General features: G+C 70.8%; 18 protein-coding genes. 17 read left to right on the top strand and 1 reads right to left on the bottom strand.

Translation table 11 applies throughout. From position 1 onward, the window contains the following. Positions 1-726 (bottom strand): ABC transporter substrate-binding protein (locus WYO_RS20005; RefSeq protein WP_007565859.1); only part of this gene is annotated, 726 nt, incomplete at its 3' end. Positions 727-1,115: 389 nt separating this feature from the next. Here WYO_RS20005 and WYO_RS20000 point away from each other — a divergent pair. From WYO_RS20000 to WYO_RS19920, 17 genes are all read left to right on the top strand, one after another. Next, a complete protein-coding gene (locus WYO_RS20000) occupies positions 1,116-2,534 on the top strand; it encodes a M20 family metallopeptidase (RefSeq protein WP_007565858.1) in 1,419 nt (472 codons plus the stop codon). Between the two features lie 253 nt (positions 2,535-2,787). Continuing rightward, positions 2,788-4,104, top strand: a complete 1,317-nt coding sequence (locus WYO_RS19995) for a nucleotide sugar dehydrogenase (RefSeq protein ID WP_039903489.1) — start codon at positions 2,788-2,790, stop codon at positions 4,102-4,104. A gap of 59 nt (positions 4,105-4,163) precedes the next feature. Next, complete coding sequence (locus tag WYO_RS19990) at positions 4,164-4,748, top strand: CoA-binding protein (protein ID WP_047170888.1); 585 nt, start codon at positions 4,164-4,166, stop codon at positions 4,746-4,748. Positions 4,749-4,964: 216 nt separating this feature from the next. Continuing rightward, positions 4,965-5,426: a 50S ribosomal protein L13 gene (gene rplM / locus WYO_RS19985; protein WP_007565855.1), complete on the top strand. Its 462-nt coding sequence runs from the start codon at positions 4,965-4,967 to the stop codon at positions 5,424-5,426. Positions 5,427-5,428: 2 nt separating this feature from the next. Further along, the gene (gene rpsI, locus WYO_RS19980) at positions 5,429-5,914 is read left to right on the top strand and encodes a 30S ribosomal protein S9 (protein ID WP_007565853.1); all 486 of its coding nucleotides are present in this window, start codon (positions 5,429-5,431) and stop codon (positions 5,912-5,914) included. Between the two features lie 196 nt (positions 5,915-6,110). Next, on the top strand, positions 6,111-6,995 hold the full coding sequence (locus WYO_RS19975) for a sugar phosphate isomerase/epimerase family protein (RefSeq protein WP_007565851.1): 885 nt from the start codon (positions 6,111-6,113) through the stop codon (positions 6,993-6,995). A gap of 304 nt (positions 6,996-7,299) precedes the next feature. Continuing rightward, positions 7,300-8,760 (top strand): helix-turn-helix transcriptional regulator, encoded by a 1,461-nt coding sequence (locus tag WYO_RS19970; protein ID WP_007565849.1) that lies wholly within the window; start codon positions 7,300-7,302, stop codon positions 8,758-8,760. Positions 8,761-9,068: 308 nt separating this feature from the next. Then, positions 9,069-9,416, top strand: coding sequence for a CsbD family protein (locus WYO_RS19965; protein WP_007565848.1), 348 nt, complete (start codon positions 9,069-9,071; stop codon positions 9,414-9,416). Between the two features lie 38 nt (positions 9,417-9,454). Then, positions 9,455-10,375 carry a hypothetical protein gene (locus WYO_RS19960; RefSeq protein WP_007565846.1) on the top strand — a complete coding sequence of 307 codons (921 nt, stop codon included), beginning with the start codon at positions 9,455-9,457 and terminating at the stop codon, positions 10,373-10,375. A gap of 70 nt (positions 10,376-10,445) precedes the next feature. Then, positions 10,446-10,649 (top strand): CsbD family protein, encoded by a 204-nt coding sequence (locus WYO_RS19955; RefSeq protein ID WP_007565845.1) that lies wholly within the window; start codon positions 10,446-10,448, stop codon positions 10,647-10,649. Positions 10,650-10,910: 261 nt separating this feature from the next. After that, positions 10,911-11,393 carry a YidB family protein gene (locus WYO_RS19950; protein WP_007565843.1) on the top strand — a complete coding sequence of 161 codons (483 nt, stop codon included), beginning with the start codon at positions 10,911-10,913 and terminating at the stop codon, positions 11,391-11,393. A gap of 80 nt (positions 11,394-11,473) precedes the next feature. Next, positions 11,474-12,412 carry an N-acetyl-gamma-glutamyl-phosphate reductase gene (gene argC / locus WYO_RS19945; RefSeq protein ID WP_007565842.1) on the top strand — a complete coding sequence of 313 codons (939 nt, stop codon included), beginning with the start codon at positions 11,474-11,476 and terminating at the stop codon, positions 12,410-12,412. A 117-nt stretch (positions 12,413-12,529) separates the two neighbouring features. Then, positions 12,530-13,072 (top strand): sigma-70 family RNA polymerase sigma factor, encoded by a 543-nt coding sequence (locus WYO_RS19940; RefSeq protein ID WP_007565841.1) that lies wholly within the window; start codon positions 12,530-12,532, stop codon positions 13,070-13,072. Next, positions 13,069-13,836: an anti-sigma factor gene (locus WYO_RS19935; RefSeq protein WP_007565840.1), complete on the top strand. Its 768-nt coding sequence runs from the start codon at positions 13,069-13,071 to the stop codon at positions 13,834-13,836. The genes WYO_RS19940 and WYO_RS19935 overlap by 4 nt, the downstream gene beginning before the upstream one ends. Positions 13,837-13,921: 85 nt before the next feature. Continuing rightward, positions 13,922-14,599 (top strand): helix-turn-helix transcriptional regulator, encoded by a 678-nt coding sequence (locus WYO_RS19930; protein ID WP_007565839.1) that lies wholly within the window; start codon positions 13,922-13,924, stop codon positions 14,597-14,599. Between the two features lie 83 nt (positions 14,600-14,682). Beyond that, entirely contained in the window at positions 14,683-14,910 is a 228-nt protein-coding gene (locus tag WYO_RS19925) for a hypothetical protein (protein ID WP_007565838.1), read from the top strand. Positions 14,911-15,191: 281 nt separating this feature from the next. Continuing rightward, a complete protein-coding gene (locus WYO_RS19920) occupies positions 15,192-15,878 on the top strand; it encodes a DedA family protein (RefSeq protein ID WP_007565837.1) in 687 nt (228 codons plus the stop codon). Positions 15,879-15,914: the final 36 nt, after the last annotated feature.

Raw genomic sequence — 15,914 nt, 5'->3', positions numbered from 1 at the left:
CCGGAATTCGAGGAACCGGTAGGGGCCGGTGCCCACGGGCGCGAGGTTCTGGGGCGCCTCCCGCGACTTGGCGCCCGTATAGGCGGCGAACAGGTGCTTGGGCAGGATCATGCCCACGGTGCCCACGAAGGCATCACTCCAGTACGGCGTCGGCTTGTCGAACAGGATCCGGACGCTGAGGTCGTCGATCTTCTCGACCTTGCAATCCTTGTAGGAGCCGATCGTCACCGCGGCGGTGGCCGGATCGCGGGCATAGGCCCAGGTGAAGACGAGGTCGTCAGCGGTGAGCGGCTTGCCGTCGTGCCACGCCACACCGGGCTTGATCTTCCAGACCACCGAGCGGCCGTCGGCGGCGAGCCCGCCATTCTCCTTGGACGGGATCTCGGCGGCGAGCACCGGCACGAGGTTGCCGTCCGGGTCCCAGGCCGCCAGCGGCTCGTAGAAGATCCGCGAGGCCTCCTGGTCCTTGGTGCCGATGGCGAAATGCGGGTTGATCAGGGTCGGCGCCTGCCACCAGAGCAGGCGCAGCGCGCCGCCGCCGCCGGCCTTGGTCGGCTTGTAGGCGGCCCGGAAATCGGCGGCCATCGCCACCCCGTTCTCGGCCAGCATCAGCCCGGCCAGCGGCGCGGAGAGCCCGACCGCCAGCGTCCGCTGCACGAAGCCGCGCCGTGACAGGTCCCCGGACTTCACCCGCCCGATGAGCCCGCGCAGATCCCGCTCGTCCATGCATCGATCCCTGATTGTCGCCGCGACCCGCACAGCATCCTTGTGGGTGCGGCTTTCGCAAGGCTCTTGGCAAGGGGCGCGCCAGTTACGCTTGGGGCGAAACGTCGTCGCCGGGGCTCGGCAGCCTGGCCCCGGGCCTGCATGACGGGGCTCGATACGGATTTCGGTTGAAGATCTCGAATGGCCTTCCCCGTCATTGCGAGCGCAGCGAAGCAACCCAGGGCAGCGCGCGATCTTGGGCCGTGGCGGATCCCTGGGTCGCTTCGCTGCGCTCGCGATGACGGTGGGAGGATCGGCCGAGCGACCAGACCGGGAACCGTCTGACATGCAGGGTGCGGCACTCGCTATGGTGGTGCGCATCGGCGCGAGACACGCTCGGAGACGACCTGATGGACAACCGCAACACCGTGTGGCGCCACGTGGACGCGCAGAAGGAGCGGCTGATCGCCCTCTCCGAGCGCGTCTGGGGCATGCCGGAGGTCTGCTACACGGAAACGCGCTCCTGCGCCGAGCACGCGGCGGAGCTGCGCCACCAGGGCTTCCGCGTCACCGAGCAGGTCGCCGGCATCCCCACCGCGGTGATGGGCGAGGCCGGGGAGGGCGGTCCGGTCATCGCCTTCCTGGGTGAGTACGACGCGCTGCCGGGCCTGTCGCAGGAGGCGGGCGTCGCCGAGCACCGGCCCGTGGAGGCCGGCGGCCACGGCCATGGCTGCGGCCACAACCTCCTCGGGGCGGCGGCTTTGCTGGCCGCCACCGCCGTGAAGGATTGGCTCGCCGAGACCGGCACCCCCGGCCGCGTGCGCTATTACGGCTGCCCGGCCGAGGAGGGCGGGGCCGCCAAGGCGTTCCTGGTCCGGGCGGGCGCCTTCGCGGATGCCGACATCGCGATCTCCTGGCACCCGGGCAGCTTCTGGGAGGTGGCGCCCCCGGTGGCGCTCGCCAATACCCGGGCGGATTTCATCTTCACCGGCCGGACCGCCCACGCGGCGGCCGCGCCGCATCTCGGCCGCTCGGCGCTGGACGCGGTGGAGCTGATGAGCGTCGGCGTGAACTACATGCGCGAGCACATGCCCTCCGACGCCCGGGTGCACTACGCCTATCTCGACGCCGGCGGCATCGCCCCCAACGTCGTCCAGGCGAGCGCGAAGGTGCGCTACTCGATCCGGGCGCGGGACCTGCCGGGGATGCTCGCCCTGGTCGAGCGGGTGAAGAAGGTGGCCGAGGGCGCCGCGCTCATGACCGAGACCAGCGTCGAGGTGCGGATCGTCAGCGCCGTGTCGAACCTCCTGGGCAACGATCCGCTGGAGCGGGCGCTCCACGGGGTCATGGAGGAGCTCGGCCCCCCGCATTTCGACGCGGCCGACCGGGCCTTCGCCACGGAGATCCGGTCCACGCTCAGCGACGGCGACATCGATGCCGTGTTTCGCGCCATCGGGCTGCCGCGCACCGAGGCGCCGCTCGCCGATTTCCTGGTGCCGCTCGACGCCCCGCGCAACCCGGCGGTGGGCTCCACCGATGTCGGCGACGTGAGCTGGGTGGTGCCGACCGTCCAGGCCCACGCGCCCACCGTGGCGGTGGGCACGCCGTTCCACACCTGGCAGGTGGTCGCCCAGGGGCGCAGCCCGGCCGCCCACAAGGCGATGGTCCAGGTCGCCAAGGCGATGGCCGCCACCGGCGCCCTGGCGCTCACCGATCCGGCCCTGCGCGAGGCCGCCAAGGCCGACCTCGCCCGCCGGGTCGGCGCCGCCGGCTACGTCTCGCCGCTCCCGCCGGAGGTGGAGCCGCCGCTGCGGATGTCGGTGGGGTGAGGGCGGTGGCCGGGCATGCGCGGGCGTTTCCCGCCGCCGCGTGGGCGACCGGATCCACACGCTTCCGGATGTGGCTCGAGTCCCCTCTCCCGCACGGGAGAGGGGGGCTTGTCGCGCCTTGCACACGCCGATGTGTCAACATCATAGCCTCTGGGAGGCGGGTGGTGATGGACGATAGGCGCCCGCATACCGAAACCCGCCGCGAGCGGGTATGACCCGGTCCGGGCGGCACGCGCCCCGCACGGCATCACCGATGGACGTCACCCCCTCCGAAACGACCTGCCTGGCCATCGTCGGCCTCGGTTATGTCGGGCTCCCCCTCGCCCTGGCCTTCGGGCAGGGCCTGCGCACGATCGGCTACGAGCGCGCCCCCGCCAAGGTCGCGGCCTACCGGGACGGGATCGACCCGGCCGGGGAGATCGAGCCGGCCGCGTTCCGGGCCGCGACCCATCTGGCGATCACCGACGACCCGACCGCCCTGTCGGAGGCCGACGTGATCATCGTCACGGTGCCGACCCCGGTGGACGACGCCCAGAGCCCGGATTTCAGCCTGCTCATCGAGGCCTCGGCGCTGGTCGGGCGGCACATGCGGCGCGGGGCGATCGTGGTGTTCGAATCCACGGTCTATCCCGGCGCCACCGAGGAGGTCTGCGTCCCCGTGCTGGAGCAGCATTCCGGCCTGCGCTGGAAGGCGGATTTCTGGGTCGGCTACTCGCCCGAGCGGATCAATCCCGGGGACCGGGAGCACAGCCTCGCCAAGGTCGTGAAGATCGTGGCCGGCGACACCCCGCAGACCCTGGAACGGCTCGCCGTGCTCTACGGGACGATCATCGCGGCCGGGATCCACGCGACCTCGTCGATCCGCGTGGCGGAGGCCGCCAAGGTCATCGAGAACACCCAGCGCGACCTGAACATCGCGCTGATGAACGAGCTGTCGCAGATCTTCGACAAGCTCGACCTCGACACCCTGGAGGTGCTTCGGGCCGCCGGCACCAAGTGGAACTTCCTGCCGTTCCGCCCGGGGCTGGTTGGGGGCCACTGCATCGGGGTCGATCCCTATTACCTGACCCACAAGGCCGCGATGGTCGGCCACCACCCGCAGGTGATCCTGGCCGGGCGGCGGATCAACGACAGCATGGCCGCCCATGTCGCCCGCAAGACCGTCAAGCTGATCGTCCGGCAAAGGGCACACGAGGGCGGCAGCGCCGGGGGGGCGAAGGTCATCGTGCTCGGCCTGACCTTCAAGGAGAATTGCTCCGACCTGCGCAATTCCAAGGTTGCCGACCTGGTCCGGGAGCTGGCCGAGTTCGGCTGCGCCGTCTCGGTCCACGATCCCCGCGCCCGCAAGGACGAGGCCCGGGCCGAGTACGGCATCGACCTCGTCGACTGGGCCGACCTGCCCGATCGGGTCGACGCCGTGGTGGTGGCGGTGCCGCATCGGGACTATGCCGAGCGCCCCCCAGAAGACATCGCCGCCCGGCTCAGGCCCGGGGGCCTGATCGTCGACGTGAAGTCGCTCTACGACCCGGACGCGTTCCGGGCGCTGGGGCATACGGTCTGGCGGCTATAGAGATGGGAGCCCGCACGGCCGCCGGCCTTGCGATGATGCGGCGGGAGCGGATCCGCGACATGCACGAGACGAGCGACATCGATGGGCCGGGGCCGGATTTCGCCGCCCGGCACGCGCGCTATCCCGAGGCGCAGATCCGCAAGATCCTGAACGACACGCGCACGATCGCGCTGGTCGGCGCCTCCGCGAACCCGGCCCGCCCGAGCTGGATCGTGCTGAAATACCTGATCGACCGGGGCTACGCGGTCACCCCGGTCAATCCGGGTCTCGCCGGACAGGACCTGCTCGGGCGGCGGGTGGTGGCCGCCCTAGCCGACATCCCGGAGCCGATCGACATGGTCGAGATCTTCCGCAATTCCGCCGCCGCGGGCCCGCTCGTGGACGAGGCGCTCGCCCTCGATCCGCTGCCCAAGGTGATCTGGATGCAGCTCGGCGTGCGCGACGACGCGGCCGCCGCCCGGGCCGAGGCGCGGGGCGTCACGGTGATCATGAACCGCTGCCCGAAGATCGAGTACGGCCGGCTCTCGGGGGAGATCGGCTGGACCGGGGTGAATTCGCGCATCCTCAGCGCGAAGAAGCCGGTGCTGGCCGGCCGCGGCGTCCAGCGGCTCACCATCGCCGAGCGGGGCAAGCGCCCGGATTGACCGACGCGGTATCATGATACCGCTAACGCTAAGCCTTTCAGACAGAACACGTTTTCAGGATTTCGATTTTCCCGGTTGACGCGCCGGGCGCACCCGGCTATCCACCGGCCGTCGCCGCCGCGTGCCCCCCACGCGGCGGCTCGTTTTTCGGCACCCCGATGCTGTCGGCGCCCCGATCCGTCGGTGCCCGTCGCGTCGGAACCCTGGGATCTCGCCATGAAGACCACCTCGCTGAAACCCGCCGAGGTCGACAAGAAGTGGATCGTGATCGACGCGGAGGGCCTCGTCGTCGGCCGTCTCGCCTCGATCGTCGCCATGCGCCTGCGCGGCAAGCACAAGGCCGCCTACACGCCCCACGTCGATTGCGGTGACCACGTCATTGTCGTCAACGCGGACAAGGTGAAGTTCACCGGCCGCAAGTACGTTCAGAAGCGCTACTACTACCACACCGGCTACCCGGGCGGTATCAAGGAGCGTACGGCCAAGTTCATCCTCGAAGGGCGCTTCCCCGAGCGCGTCGTCGAGAAGGCCGTCGAGCGCATGCTGCCCCGCGGCCCGCTCTTCCGGCAGATCCTCGGCAACCTCCGCGTCTACAAGGGCGCCGAGCACCCGCACGTCGCCCAGCAGCCGCAGGCGCTCGACGTCGGCGCCCTCAACCGCAAGAACGTGAGCGCTTGATCATGGCGACCCTGCAGTCCCTCGCCGACCTCAACCGGGCGAATACCGGCGCGGTCGACCCCGCCAACGAGGCCCCGGTCCACGTCCAGAAGCTGGACGCCCAGGGCCGCGCCTACGCCACCGGCAAGCGCAAGGACGCGGTCGCCCGCGTCTGGATCAAGCCCGGCAAGGGCACGGTCACGATCAACAAACGCCCGGTCGAGGTCTATTTCGCCCGCCCGGTGCTGCGCATGATCCTGCGCCAGCCGCTGGAGATCGCCAACCGCGTCGACCAGTACGACATCAACGTCACGGTCGCCGGCGGCGGTCTCTCGGGTCAGGCCGGCGCCGTGCGCCACGGCCTCTCGAAGGCGCTGACCTACTACGAGCCGGAGCTGCGCGCCCCGCTCAAGCGTGAGGGCTTCCTCACCCGCGACGCCCGCGTCGTCGAGCGCAAGAAGTACGGCCGCAAGAAGGCTCGCCGCAGCTTCCAGTTCTCGAAGCGCTGATCCGCGGCTTCATCGACGGTTCGGAGACGGGCGGTTCCTGCGGGTGCCGCCCTTTTTCGTTGGCCGGCCGGTCACGGGCCGCGGGGTGGGGTTCGGCGACCGTCGGTCGGGGCGGGCTCAGCTCCGGGCCAGATCGACGTGGCACATCGGTCGTCCGTCATCGACGCCGTCGGCCGCGCCTGGAGCCTTGATCCGGATGAACAGACGCCGTGCTCTCGCCACCGGTCTCGGTCTCGGCCTTGCCGTGGGGCGGGCCTCCGCGGCGCTGCTGCCGCGGCCCCGCTTCGTCAACACCGTGCTGCTGGGCGGATCGCCCGAGGAGAAGCTGCGCGCCGCCCGGGCCGCGGGCTTCGATCAGGTCGAGCTTTGGTCCACCGACGTGGAGCGCGCCGAGGACGGCGCGACGGGCCTGCGCGCCCGCGTCGCCGCCCTCGGCCCCACCGACTACCAGGTGCTGCTCGATTTCGACGGGGCCCCCGGCGACGCGCGCGCCGCCAAGCGGAACGAGGCGCTGACCCTGCTCGACACCGCGGCGGCTCTGGGCGCCGGGACGCTGCTCGTGCCCGCCTCCACGGACCCGGACTGCGATCCGGCGCGCATCACCGAGGATCTGGTCTGGCTGGTGGACGAGGCCCGCCGCCGGGGCCTCCGGATCGCCTACGAGGGCATGGCCTGGAGCACGGTCAACCCGTCGCTGGTCCAGGTCTGGGCGACGATCCGCGAGCTCGATCCCCGCCATGCCGGCTTGGTGGTCGACAGGTACCACCTCTTCGTCCGCGGCGAGACGCCGGCCATCCTCGGCGACGTGCCGCCCGAGCGGATCTTCCGGGTGCAGGTCTGCGATGTCGCCGGCCCGGTGCAGCCGTCGGATTACCGCGCGGTCGCCCGCCACGCGCGCCTCCTCCCGGGCGAGGGGCGCCTGCCGCTGGCCAGCCTCGTCGGGAAGCTCGGCGCGATCGGCTATCGCGGGCCGGTCGGGCTGGAAGTCTTCAACGACCGGCTCGAGCACGAGCCGCCCGAGGCAGTCGCCAAGCAGGCTTTCGGGGCGCTGCAGAGCTTGCTGGCCCGCGCAGCGCCGTAGCGCCGCCGGTTCCGCCTGAAGGGCCGTCGCAGCCCGATCGTCCTCGCACGCCCGGAGCAACCCAGGGATCCGCCGCGTCCGGAGCGGGCCCGCCAGGCCGGGTCGCTTCGCGATGCTCGCGATGACGGCGCGGGGCCGGATGATCGGAGCCGGGACCGTAAGCCCCCGCACCACGACACCCGATTACTGACCTAAGTAAAATATACCAGCAGACCGATTGCGCACAAGGGAACATCCGGTCCCGCCGCCTGTTACCGGCCGCCGATCCAGTCCGGGTCGCATCAGGCGGAGCAGACGAACCACCGTGACCGCGGGCTTCGACAGACACGAGCTGAGGCAGATCATCGCCGGCCTGACCGAGGGCGTGATCCTGGTCGAGCCGGACCAGACGATCACCTGGGCCAACGATGCCGCCCTGGCCATGCACGGCGCCGAGAGCCTGGAGGAGCTCGGCGAGACCGTCGACGCCTACCGGGACCGGTTCTCCGTCCGCTATCGCAACAACCGGCCACCCGAGCATTACCCGATCGAGCGGGTGGTCCGGGGCGAGACCTTCCACGACGTCATCGTCGAGGTGGTGCGCACCGACCGGCCGGACGTTGCCTTCGTCCATTCCCTGCGCAGCCTGGTCGCCACCGACCGGGCCGGGCAGCCGAGCTGCCTCGCGCTGATCCTGCAGAACGTCACGCCGCAATTCGAGGCCGAGGAGCGGTTCGAGAAGACCTTCAACGCCAACCCGGCGCCGGCCGTGATCACCCGGCTGTCCGACCTGCGCCACGTCAAGGTCAATGCCGGCTTCCTGGAGATGACCGGCTACACCCGCGACGGGGTGATCGGGCGCAGCGTCTACGAGGTCGACGTGCTGGCCGAGGCCAAGCAGCGCGAGCTCGCCGTGACGCGGCTCAATGCCGGCCAGACCGTCCCGCAGATGGAGGCCTGCCTGCGTCTGCCGGATGGCGGCTCCCGCTTCGTCATCGTGGCCGGCCAACCGATCGAGATGGGCGAGGAGCCGTGCATGCTCTTCACCTTCGCGGATCTGGAGCTGCGCAAGAAGGCGGAGACCTCTCTGCGCCAGAGCGAGTCGCGCTTCGCCACCGCATTCCGGATGACGCCTGTGCCGACGCTGCTGGCCCGGGCCGACGGCTTCACCGTCACGGCCGTCAACGAGGCCTTCCCGCGGATCTTCGGCTACGGCCAGGACAAGGCCGTCGGGCGCTCCGCCGAGGAGATAGGCCTGTGGATCTCGGATGCCGCCCGGGCGAAGTTCGAGGCCACGATCCGGCGCGCCGGCTACGTCCTCGGCCTCGAGACCTGCATGCGGCACGAGGACGGGACCGAGATCGACTGCCTCGTCTCGGCCGAGCGGGTGGTGATCGGCGAGGACGATTACGTCCTGGCGGTGCTCCAAGACATCACCGAGCGCAAGCGCTCGGAGCGCGAGCTGTTCACCGCGATCGAGACCGTGATGGCCGACACCTCGTGGTTCAGCCGCGGCCTGATCGAGAAGCTTGCCGGCCTCCGGCATCCCGGGCGCGACAGCGCCGACGAGGGCGTGCAGAGCCTCACGGTCCGGGAGCGCCAGATCCTCGGCCTGGTCTGTGCCGGCCTGTCGGACGAGGCCATCGCCAAGCGGCTGAACCTGTCGCGCAACACCGTGCGCAACCACGCCGCCGCCCTCTACCGCAAGCTCGGGGTCCACAAGCGCACCGAGGTGATCGTCTGGGGCCGGGACAACGGCTTCACCACGCGGGAAGCTAGTACATAAGTCGAAGAATACCGGTACGAACGTACCATTGATCTGAACAAAACAGACCCCATCTGCGGCTCAGCCAAGACGAGACCGCGAGAAACCTGAATTTCGAAGTCGAGACCGTCCCGGGGCAACTCTGGGTCCGGTGCCGGGTTCACCCACCAGAGCCATCGGCCCATCGACCGGCGACGCCGCGAAGGACCGGGCTCCGTACTCTTCGCAGAAGTCCGACGCGAAACCCGAGATCTCGCACCACGCGTAGACCGGGCCGAGCGGCGCACACCCACCGCACCAGTCCAGAAAACTCAGACAGGAGAGACACCATGGTTGATACGGATCGCGTGACGGGAGCCGCCAAGGAATTCGTCGGCAAGGCGCAGGGCGCCGTGGGCGACCTCACCGGCTCGAAGAGCGACTCGGTCGAAGGCCGTTTCCGCGAGGCGCAGGGCTCGGCCGAGAACCTCTACGGCCAGGCCAAGGACACCGTCCGGCACGTCGCCGACGAGGCCGGCCACTACGCCGAGGACGCCTACGAGCATGCCGGCGACTACGCCCGCCGGGGCACCCGCGTCGTGGCCCAGCAGGTCGAGGAGAGCCCGATCGTCGCGCTGCTGATCGCCGGCGCCGTCGGCTACGGCCTCGCCCTGTTGATGCACGCCCGCCGCCGCTGAGCGCCGGCCACTCTCTCACGACGACCAGGAGTCCCCCAGTGACCGCTTCCCCCAGCCTCTCGACCGCGCCGCTCGCCCATACGAGCGACACGCGCACCGTCCTCCTCCACCAGGTGTCGTGGGGTGCGATCTTCGCGGGCGCCACCACGGCGCTGGTGGCGCAGGTGATCCTCAACCTGCTCGGCGTCGGCATCGGGCTGTCCAGCGTGGGCATGGACACCGCCGACAACCCGGCCGCCTCGACCCTGTCGATGAGCGCCGGGATCTGGTTCGTGGCCTCCGGCATCGTCGCCTCGCTGATCGGCGGCTTCCTGGCCGGGCGGCTCTCGGGCAAGCCCGTGGGCGGCGCCGCCGGCCTGCACGGGCTGGTCTCCTGGTCGGTGACCACCCTGGTCGTCCTCTACCTCCTGACCTCGGCGGTCGGCGGGATCGTCGGCGGCGCCTTCAACGGCGTGGCCACCACGCTCGGCGGCGCCGGCAACCTCGTCGGCGGCACCGTGCAGACGGCGGCCCAGGCGGCGGCGCCGTCCCTGTCGAAGATCTCGAACCCGATCGACGGGATCGAGCAGACCGTGCGCCAGCAGGCGCAGGGCCAGGATCCGCAGGCGGCGCGCGATGCGGCCGTGGCGGCGGTGCGCGCGGTTCTGACCGGTGATCCGGCCCAGAAGCAGCAGGCCGAGGCCCGGGCCGCGGACGCGCTCGCCAAGGCGCAGGGCATCCCGGTCGACCAGGCCAAGCAGCAGATCCAGGACTACGAGAAGCAGTACGACCAGGCGGTCGCCACCGCCAAGCAGAAGGCTGAGGCCGCGGCCGTCGCGGCGAAGTCGGCCGCGACGCAGGGCGCCTTCTACGCCGCCCTCGCGCTGATCCTGGGCGCGATCGCCGCCTTCCTGGGCGGCCGCCTCGGCGCCCCGAAGGTCGAGACCCTGACCGAGTCCTACGCCACCCGCCGCGCCTGATCCCCGCGACCCCCGCGCCCGGCGCGGGGGTTCCCAGGATCCACCTTTCCACCCCAACCGGAGCGCCACGATGAGCAGCACCACCGACAAGCTGAAGGGCCTGGCCAACGAGGCCGTGGGCAACGTCAAGCAGGCCGCCGGCAAGGCCACGGGCAACGACAAGCTCGTGGTCGAGGGCAAGGCGCAGGAACTCAAGGGCGAGGGCCAGCGCACGGTCGGCGAGGCCAAGGACGGCGTGAAGAGCGTCGTCGACTCCGTCGCCGGCAGGAAATGACCCGCCCGACCTGACGTGAACCACGGGAGCGTCCGCCCGGCCGCTCCCTCCGACGACAACCACGGAGAACACCGATGATCCGCAAGCTGCTCACCATCTTCGTCCTGCCGAAGCTGATCGCCTATGTCAGCCGCCGCGTCGCCGGCCGGTCCGCGGCCCCGTCGCGCCGCCCCCGCTGACACCGCGCGCAGGCCCCGGGACGATCCGCCGACCGGGGTCCGCGCCTCAAGCCAGACAGGCGGACACCAGAGAGGACACGCCATGAGCAAGGGTTACCCCTCGATGACCGCGTTGCTGGGCTTGCTGGCTTTGGCCGGCTACCAGAACCGCGACAAGCTCGCCGAGCTGCTGAAGGGCCACGATCACGGGACCAGCCCGTCCCCGGTCCCGTCCGTGCCGAATCCCGCGACCGCGAGCGGCGGGACCGACAATTTCGCCCGCCTCGGGGGCTTGCTGGGCGGCGCCGGTTCGGCCGGGGTCGGCGGCCTGATCGCCAACGGCCTCAGCGAGCTGGTCGATCACTTCACCAAGGGCGGGCACGGCGAGACCGCGACCTCGTGGATCAATCACGGCACCAACCGCGACATCCCCGAGACCGATCTCGAGCGCGCCATCGGCCCCGAGACCCTCGATCACCTGACCCAGCAGACCGGGCTCAGCCGGGCGGCGCTCCTGTCGCGCCTGTCCCGCGAGCTGCCCTCGGCGATCGACCGCTACTCGCCCGACGGCCGCCTGCCGACCTGACGTGGCGTTGACAGCGCCGCCCGCAGGCTCCACCTCCGGGGCGTAACGGCCGGGTGTGATTCTGGCCTGCGAGACGGATCATGGCGAGCGAAGCAGCGACGCGGCCCATCGTGTTCATCGATGGCGAGGCCGGCACCACCGGCCTCGGCATCCGCGAGCGCCTGGAGCGCGACGGCCGCGTCACCCTGCGCAGCATCGCGCCCGAGCACCGGAAGGATCCCGAGGCCAAGCGGGCGCTGCTCGCCGAGGTCGACCTGGCAGTCCTGTGCCTGCCGGACGAGGCCGCCAAGGAGACGGTGGCGCTGGCCGACAGCCTGCCCGGCGGCGGCCCGCGCATCCTCGATGCCAGCACCGCCCACCGGGTCGCCCCCGGCTGGACCTACGGCTTCCCGGAGATGACCCGGGAGCAGGGCGCCGCCGTGGCCCGGGCCCGGCGCGTGGCCAATCCCGGCTGCTACCCGACCGGCGGCATCGCGCTCCTGCGCCCCCTGGTCGAGGCCGGCCTCATCCCGGCGGATTTCCCGATCAGCGTCAACGCGGTCAGCGGCTATAGCGGCGGCGGTAAAAGCATGATCGAGGATTACGAGCGGGGCAGCGCGGCGCCGTTCCTGCTCTACGGCCTCGGCTTCGCCCACAAGCACGTGCCGGAGCTGCAGCGGTTCAGCGGCCTGACCCGGCGGCCGATCTTCGTGCCGTCCGTGGGCAATTTCCGCCAGGGCATGCTGGTGAGCGTGCCGCTCCACCTCGACGCGCTGCCGGGCAAGCCCGCGGCCACCGATCTGGAGGCGGCCCTGCGCGACTGGTATGCCGGGCAGCCGCTGGTCCAGGTGGTGACCGGAGAGGGCAGCGAGAAGATCGAGCCCGAGGCGCTCAACGACACCGACCGGCTGGAGCTGCGCGTGTTCGGCTCGTCCGAGCACCGGCAGGCGGTGCTGGTCGCCCGCCTCGACAATCTCGGCAAGGGCGCCTCCGGTGCGGCGGTGCAGAATCTCGGGCTGATGCTCGGGCTCGACGCCTGATTTTTCGCCGGTCCCGGGAATATCCGGGGCGGCTGGACGGTTCTCATTCCGGGGCGCGGAGCTGCGGGGTGAGCGGCCGATGGCGGCGCGAGCGATCGATCCGGGGGGCGGCGGCGCATGACGACGCTCGCCCGTGCGCGCTTCAGCCAATTGGTCCTGCCCCGCCTCGATGAGGGCTACCGGCTCGCGCACTGGCTCACCGGCAACGCCACCGACGCCGAGGACGTGATGCAGGAGGCGTGTCTGCGCGCCTACCGGGCGATCGAGACCTTCGCGGAGGGCAATGCCCGGGCGTGGTTCCTGACCATCGTCCGCAACACCGGCTATTCCTGGCTGCAGCGGCACCGGCCCCGCGCGGTGATCTTCGCCGAGGACCTCGCCCCGGAGGCCCGGGCCGCCCTGGATGCCGGGAGCATGCTCGCCGAGGCGCCGGAGACCCCCGAGGCCGCCCTCATCGCCCACGACGAGGCCGGGCGGCTCGGCCGGGCGATCGAGGCCCTGCCGGTCCCGTTCCGGGAGGCGCTGGTCCTGCGGGAATATCACGGTCTCGGCTACCGGGAGATCGCCGAGGTGACGGGCGCGCCGATCGGGACCGTGATGTCCCGCCTGGCGCGGGCGCGCCAGCACCTGCTCGAACGGCTCGCGAAGGACGGGCGATGACCGGCGACGACGAAACCCTCCTGCTGCTGAGCGCCTATGTCGACGGCGCGCTGTCGCCCGGCGAGGTCCTGGCCATGGAGCGCCGCCTCGCCGCCGAGCCGGATCTGCGCGCCCAGGCCGAGCGCCTGCGCGGCCTCTCGGGCGCCGTGCGCGCGACCCTCGCGGAGGTGCCGGCCCCCGAGAGCCTGCGCGCCCGGATCGTCCAGACGATCGGGTTCGCGGATCCAGAGCCCCGCCGTGCCCGGCTCGGCTCCTGGCCAGCGCTCGCCGCGACGCTGGTGGCCGGGATCGCCGTCGGCGCGTCGCTCGGCTGGGTCGTTCCCCTCGGGACCGCCGATGCCCCGTCGCGACCGGCCGACGCCGTCCTGGCCGGCCACCTGCGCGGCCTCGCCGCGCCGCAGCCCTTCGATATCGCCTCCTCCGACGGGCACGTGGTCAAGCCGTGGTTCAACGGCCGCACGATCATCGCCCCCGACGCCCCCGACCTGTCCGAACGGGGCTACCCGCTGGTCGGCGGCCGGATCGACATCGTCGACGGCAAGCCGGTGCCGACCCTGGTCTACCGCCACGACCGGCACGTGATCAGCGTCACCGTGGTTCCCGCGACCGGCGATGCGCCGGCCGGCGAGGAGCGCCGGGACGGGACGTTCATCGAGCGCTGGAGCGCCGGCGACCTCACCTACTGGGCGGTGTCGGACCTCAACGCCCGGGACCTGCGGAGCTTCGTCGCGCTGTACCGCGACCGGACCGCCCGGCCAAAATGACGAATTTTGCCGGCGCCCGGGAATATGTGCGCGGCGACGCGGGTTCTTCATACCGTCAGCCGTACCGCTCCGACGGGGGTCGCGCATGATCGCCTTGACCGACCGAGACCTGCACCCGGCCTGCGGGTCCGGCGCCCCGCGATCCGCCCACGAGGCGGTCCCGGTGGAGGCCGCGCTCTGCTGGCTGATCGACCATTTCGAGCAGGGCATCGCGGTGACCGACCGATCCGGCCGCCCTTTCTTCCTGAACGCCGCCGCGCAGGCGCTGATCCGCCGGGGCCTGCTGCGCCTCCGGAACGGGTGCCTGTGCAGCGCCACGCCCGAGCACGGCGCGGCGCTCGGCCGGCTCATCGCCCGCTGCGCGGTCGGCGTCGGCGGCTCGATCCGCCTGGTGGGCGAGACCGGCACGCTCCTGATCGCCGCCTGCGCGATCCCCGGGAACACCGTGCTCCTGCGCATCATCGATCCGGATTCCGCGCCGCTGCCGGATCCGGGCGCGCTGCAGGACCAGTTCGGCTTCACCCCCGCGGAGGCCGCCCTGGCCACCGACATCCTGGCCGGGAACGACCTCGCGGCGAGCGCGGCCCGGCGCCGGATCACCCTGCACACGGCCCGCGCGCATCTGCGCCGCCTGTTCGAGAAGACCGGGACCCGCCGGCAGGCCGCGCTGATGCGCCTGCTGCTGCTCTGCCCCCAGCCGGTCCCCGCGGCCATCCGCGCGGGGCAAGTCGCATTCAGATCTCCGCATTGTTCAAACGCGTGATGCGGCCCCTTCCAAATAAATCCACGCTCCGAATCGTCGATAAGCGATACGAAATCGGTATTCGATCAGGAGGAGAGCGGACGATGATCTTGGCGATCCTGAAATCCATGCAGGCCCGGCGTGCGGCGACACGCAATTACCGTGTCCTCTCGGCCCTGGACGACGATGCACTGTGCGATGTCGGCCTGGACCGGCGCACCCTGCGCGCGTTCTGCGACAACGGCTGCAGCCATCACGCGCCCCTTGGGAGCAGGCCGGCCCCGGGCCTGGCGGTCCTGGTGCCCGGGGGCCTCGCACCCGCGCTGCGGTGAGGTCGGCTTCAGCATGGGCGTCTTACAAAACCTGTCGTCCGGGATATCGAGCGCTTCTCGGACACGGGATCAGCCAATGGATCGCTCCCCGAGGTCGGACCATCGAGCCCTGGCGCAAATCAACACCAAAAAGACGATTGGCATTATCCGCTCGGCCCCTCCGTCCGAGCCTACGGACATGATGTCCCGCAAAGGAAATTAGGATCGGTGTTTCTTCGACCGCCCTGTCGCCGCCACCTTTGTCGTCGACAGCGTGCTCCTCCGATCCGCGAGGCGACAGCATGTCCTTCCTGCACGAACTGCCCATCGGCGACTTCGTCGCAAATTACGGCTACATCGCACTCTTCGTCATCATCACGCTGGAGAGCGCCGGTCTTCCGCTGCCCGGCGAGACGGTTCTGCTCACCTCGGCGGTGTACGCCGGCAGCACTGGCAACTTGAATATTGCCCTCGTCGTGGCCGTTGCTGCGACCGCCGCGATTGTGGGCGACAACGCGGGCTACTGGGTGGGACGTCGGTGGGGCCTGCCCCTGCTTATCAGCAAGGGCCACCTAATCGGCCTCGACCACAGTCGGCTCAAGCTCGGCCAATATCTCTTCCGCCGGCACGGCGGCAAGATCGTGTTCTTCGGCCGCTTCACCGCGATGCTTCGCGCCTACGCGGCGGTGCTCGCCGGGGTGAACCGTCTCGACGCGCGCCGCTTCATGGCCTTCAACGCGCTCGGCGGCGTCGCTTGGGCCTCAATCATGGGCGTCGGCGCTTACTTATGCGGACGCTCGATCGAGAACGTCATGGGACCCGTCGGCCTCGGGCTGCTGGCCTTTGTCCTCCTCGGAGCTGTGGCGTTGTGGCTTTTCATGCGGCGGCACGAGGCTCGCCTGATGCGTGCTGCGGAGGCGGCGATCCCGGGGCCGCTGGTGCGGGAATCGACAGCAGGGGTAACGGCGCCGCAGACGGTCAAGGCGTAGAAGCCACTGCTTCCTCTAGAGGCTGTTATGAACCTG

This window comes from Methylobacterium sp. GXF4 (assembly GCF_000272495.1).
Classification (GTDB): Bacteria; Pseudomonadota; Alphaproteobacteria; order Rhizobiales; family Beijerinckiaceae; genus Methylobacterium; species Methylobacterium brachiatum.
The sequence above is the reverse complement of the archived record's forward strand: the minus strand, read 5'-3'. Positions and strand labels throughout refer to the sequence as shown.

Excerpts from the sequence above, each read along its gene's own strand:
- WYO_RS19950 (WP_007565843.1), top strand. The coding sequence starts at position 10,911 with ATGAGCAAGGGTTACCCCTCGATGACCGCGTTGCTGGGCTTGCTGGCT.
- WYO_RS19930 (WP_007565839.1), top strand. The coding sequence starts at position 13,922 with ATGATCGCCTTGACCGACCGAGACCTGCACCCGGCCTGCGGGTCCGGC.
- WYO_RS19955 (WP_007565845.1), top strand. The coding sequence starts at position 10,446 with ATGAGCAGCACCACCGACAAGCTGAAGGGCCTGGCCAACGAGGCCGTG.
- WYO_RS19925 (WP_007565838.1), top strand. The coding sequence starts at position 14,683 with ATGATCTTGGCGATCCTGAAATCCATGCAGGCCCGGCGTGCGGCGACA.
- WYO_RS20000 (WP_007565858.1), top strand. The coding sequence starts at position 1,116 with ATGGACAACCGCAACACCGTGTGGCGCCACGTGGACGCGCAGAAGGAG.
- WYO_RS19990 (WP_047170888.1), top strand. The coding sequence starts at position 4,164 with ATGCACGAGACGAGCGACATCGATGGGCCGGGGCCGGATTTCGCCGCC.
- rpsI (WP_007565853.1), top strand. The coding sequence starts at position 5,429 with ATGGCGACCCTGCAGTCCCTCGCCGACCTCAACCGGGCGAATACCGGC.
- WYO_RS19940 (WP_007565841.1), top strand. The coding sequence starts at position 12,530 with ATGACGACGCTCGCCCGTGCGCGCTTCAGCCAATTGGTCCTGCCCCGC.
- argC (WP_007565842.1), top strand. The coding sequence starts at position 11,474 with ATGGCGAGCGAAGCAGCGACGCGGCCCATCGTGTTCATCGATGGCGAG.
- WYO_RS19920 (WP_007565837.1), top strand. The coding sequence starts at position 15,192 with ATGTCCTTCCTGCACGAACTGCCCATCGGCGACTTCGTCGCAAATTAC.
- rplM (WP_007565855.1), top strand. The coding sequence starts at position 4,965 with ATGAAGACCACCTCGCTGAAACCCGCCGAGGTCGACAAGAAGTGGATC.
- WYO_RS19965 (WP_007565848.1), top strand. The coding sequence starts at position 9,069 with ATGGTTGATACGGATCGCGTGACGGGAGCCGCCAAGGAATTCGTCGGC.
- WYO_RS19995 (WP_039903489.1), top strand. The coding sequence starts at position 2,788 with ATGGACGTCACCCCCTCCGAAACGACCTGCCTGGCCATCGTCGGCCTC.
- WYO_RS19935 (WP_007565840.1), top strand. The coding sequence starts at position 13,069 with ATGACCGGCGACGACGAAACCCTCCTGCTGCTGAGCGCCTATGTCGAC.
- WYO_RS19975 (WP_007565851.1), top strand. The coding sequence starts at position 6,111 with ATGAACAGACGCCGTGCTCTCGCCACCGGTCTCGGTCTCGGCCTTGCC.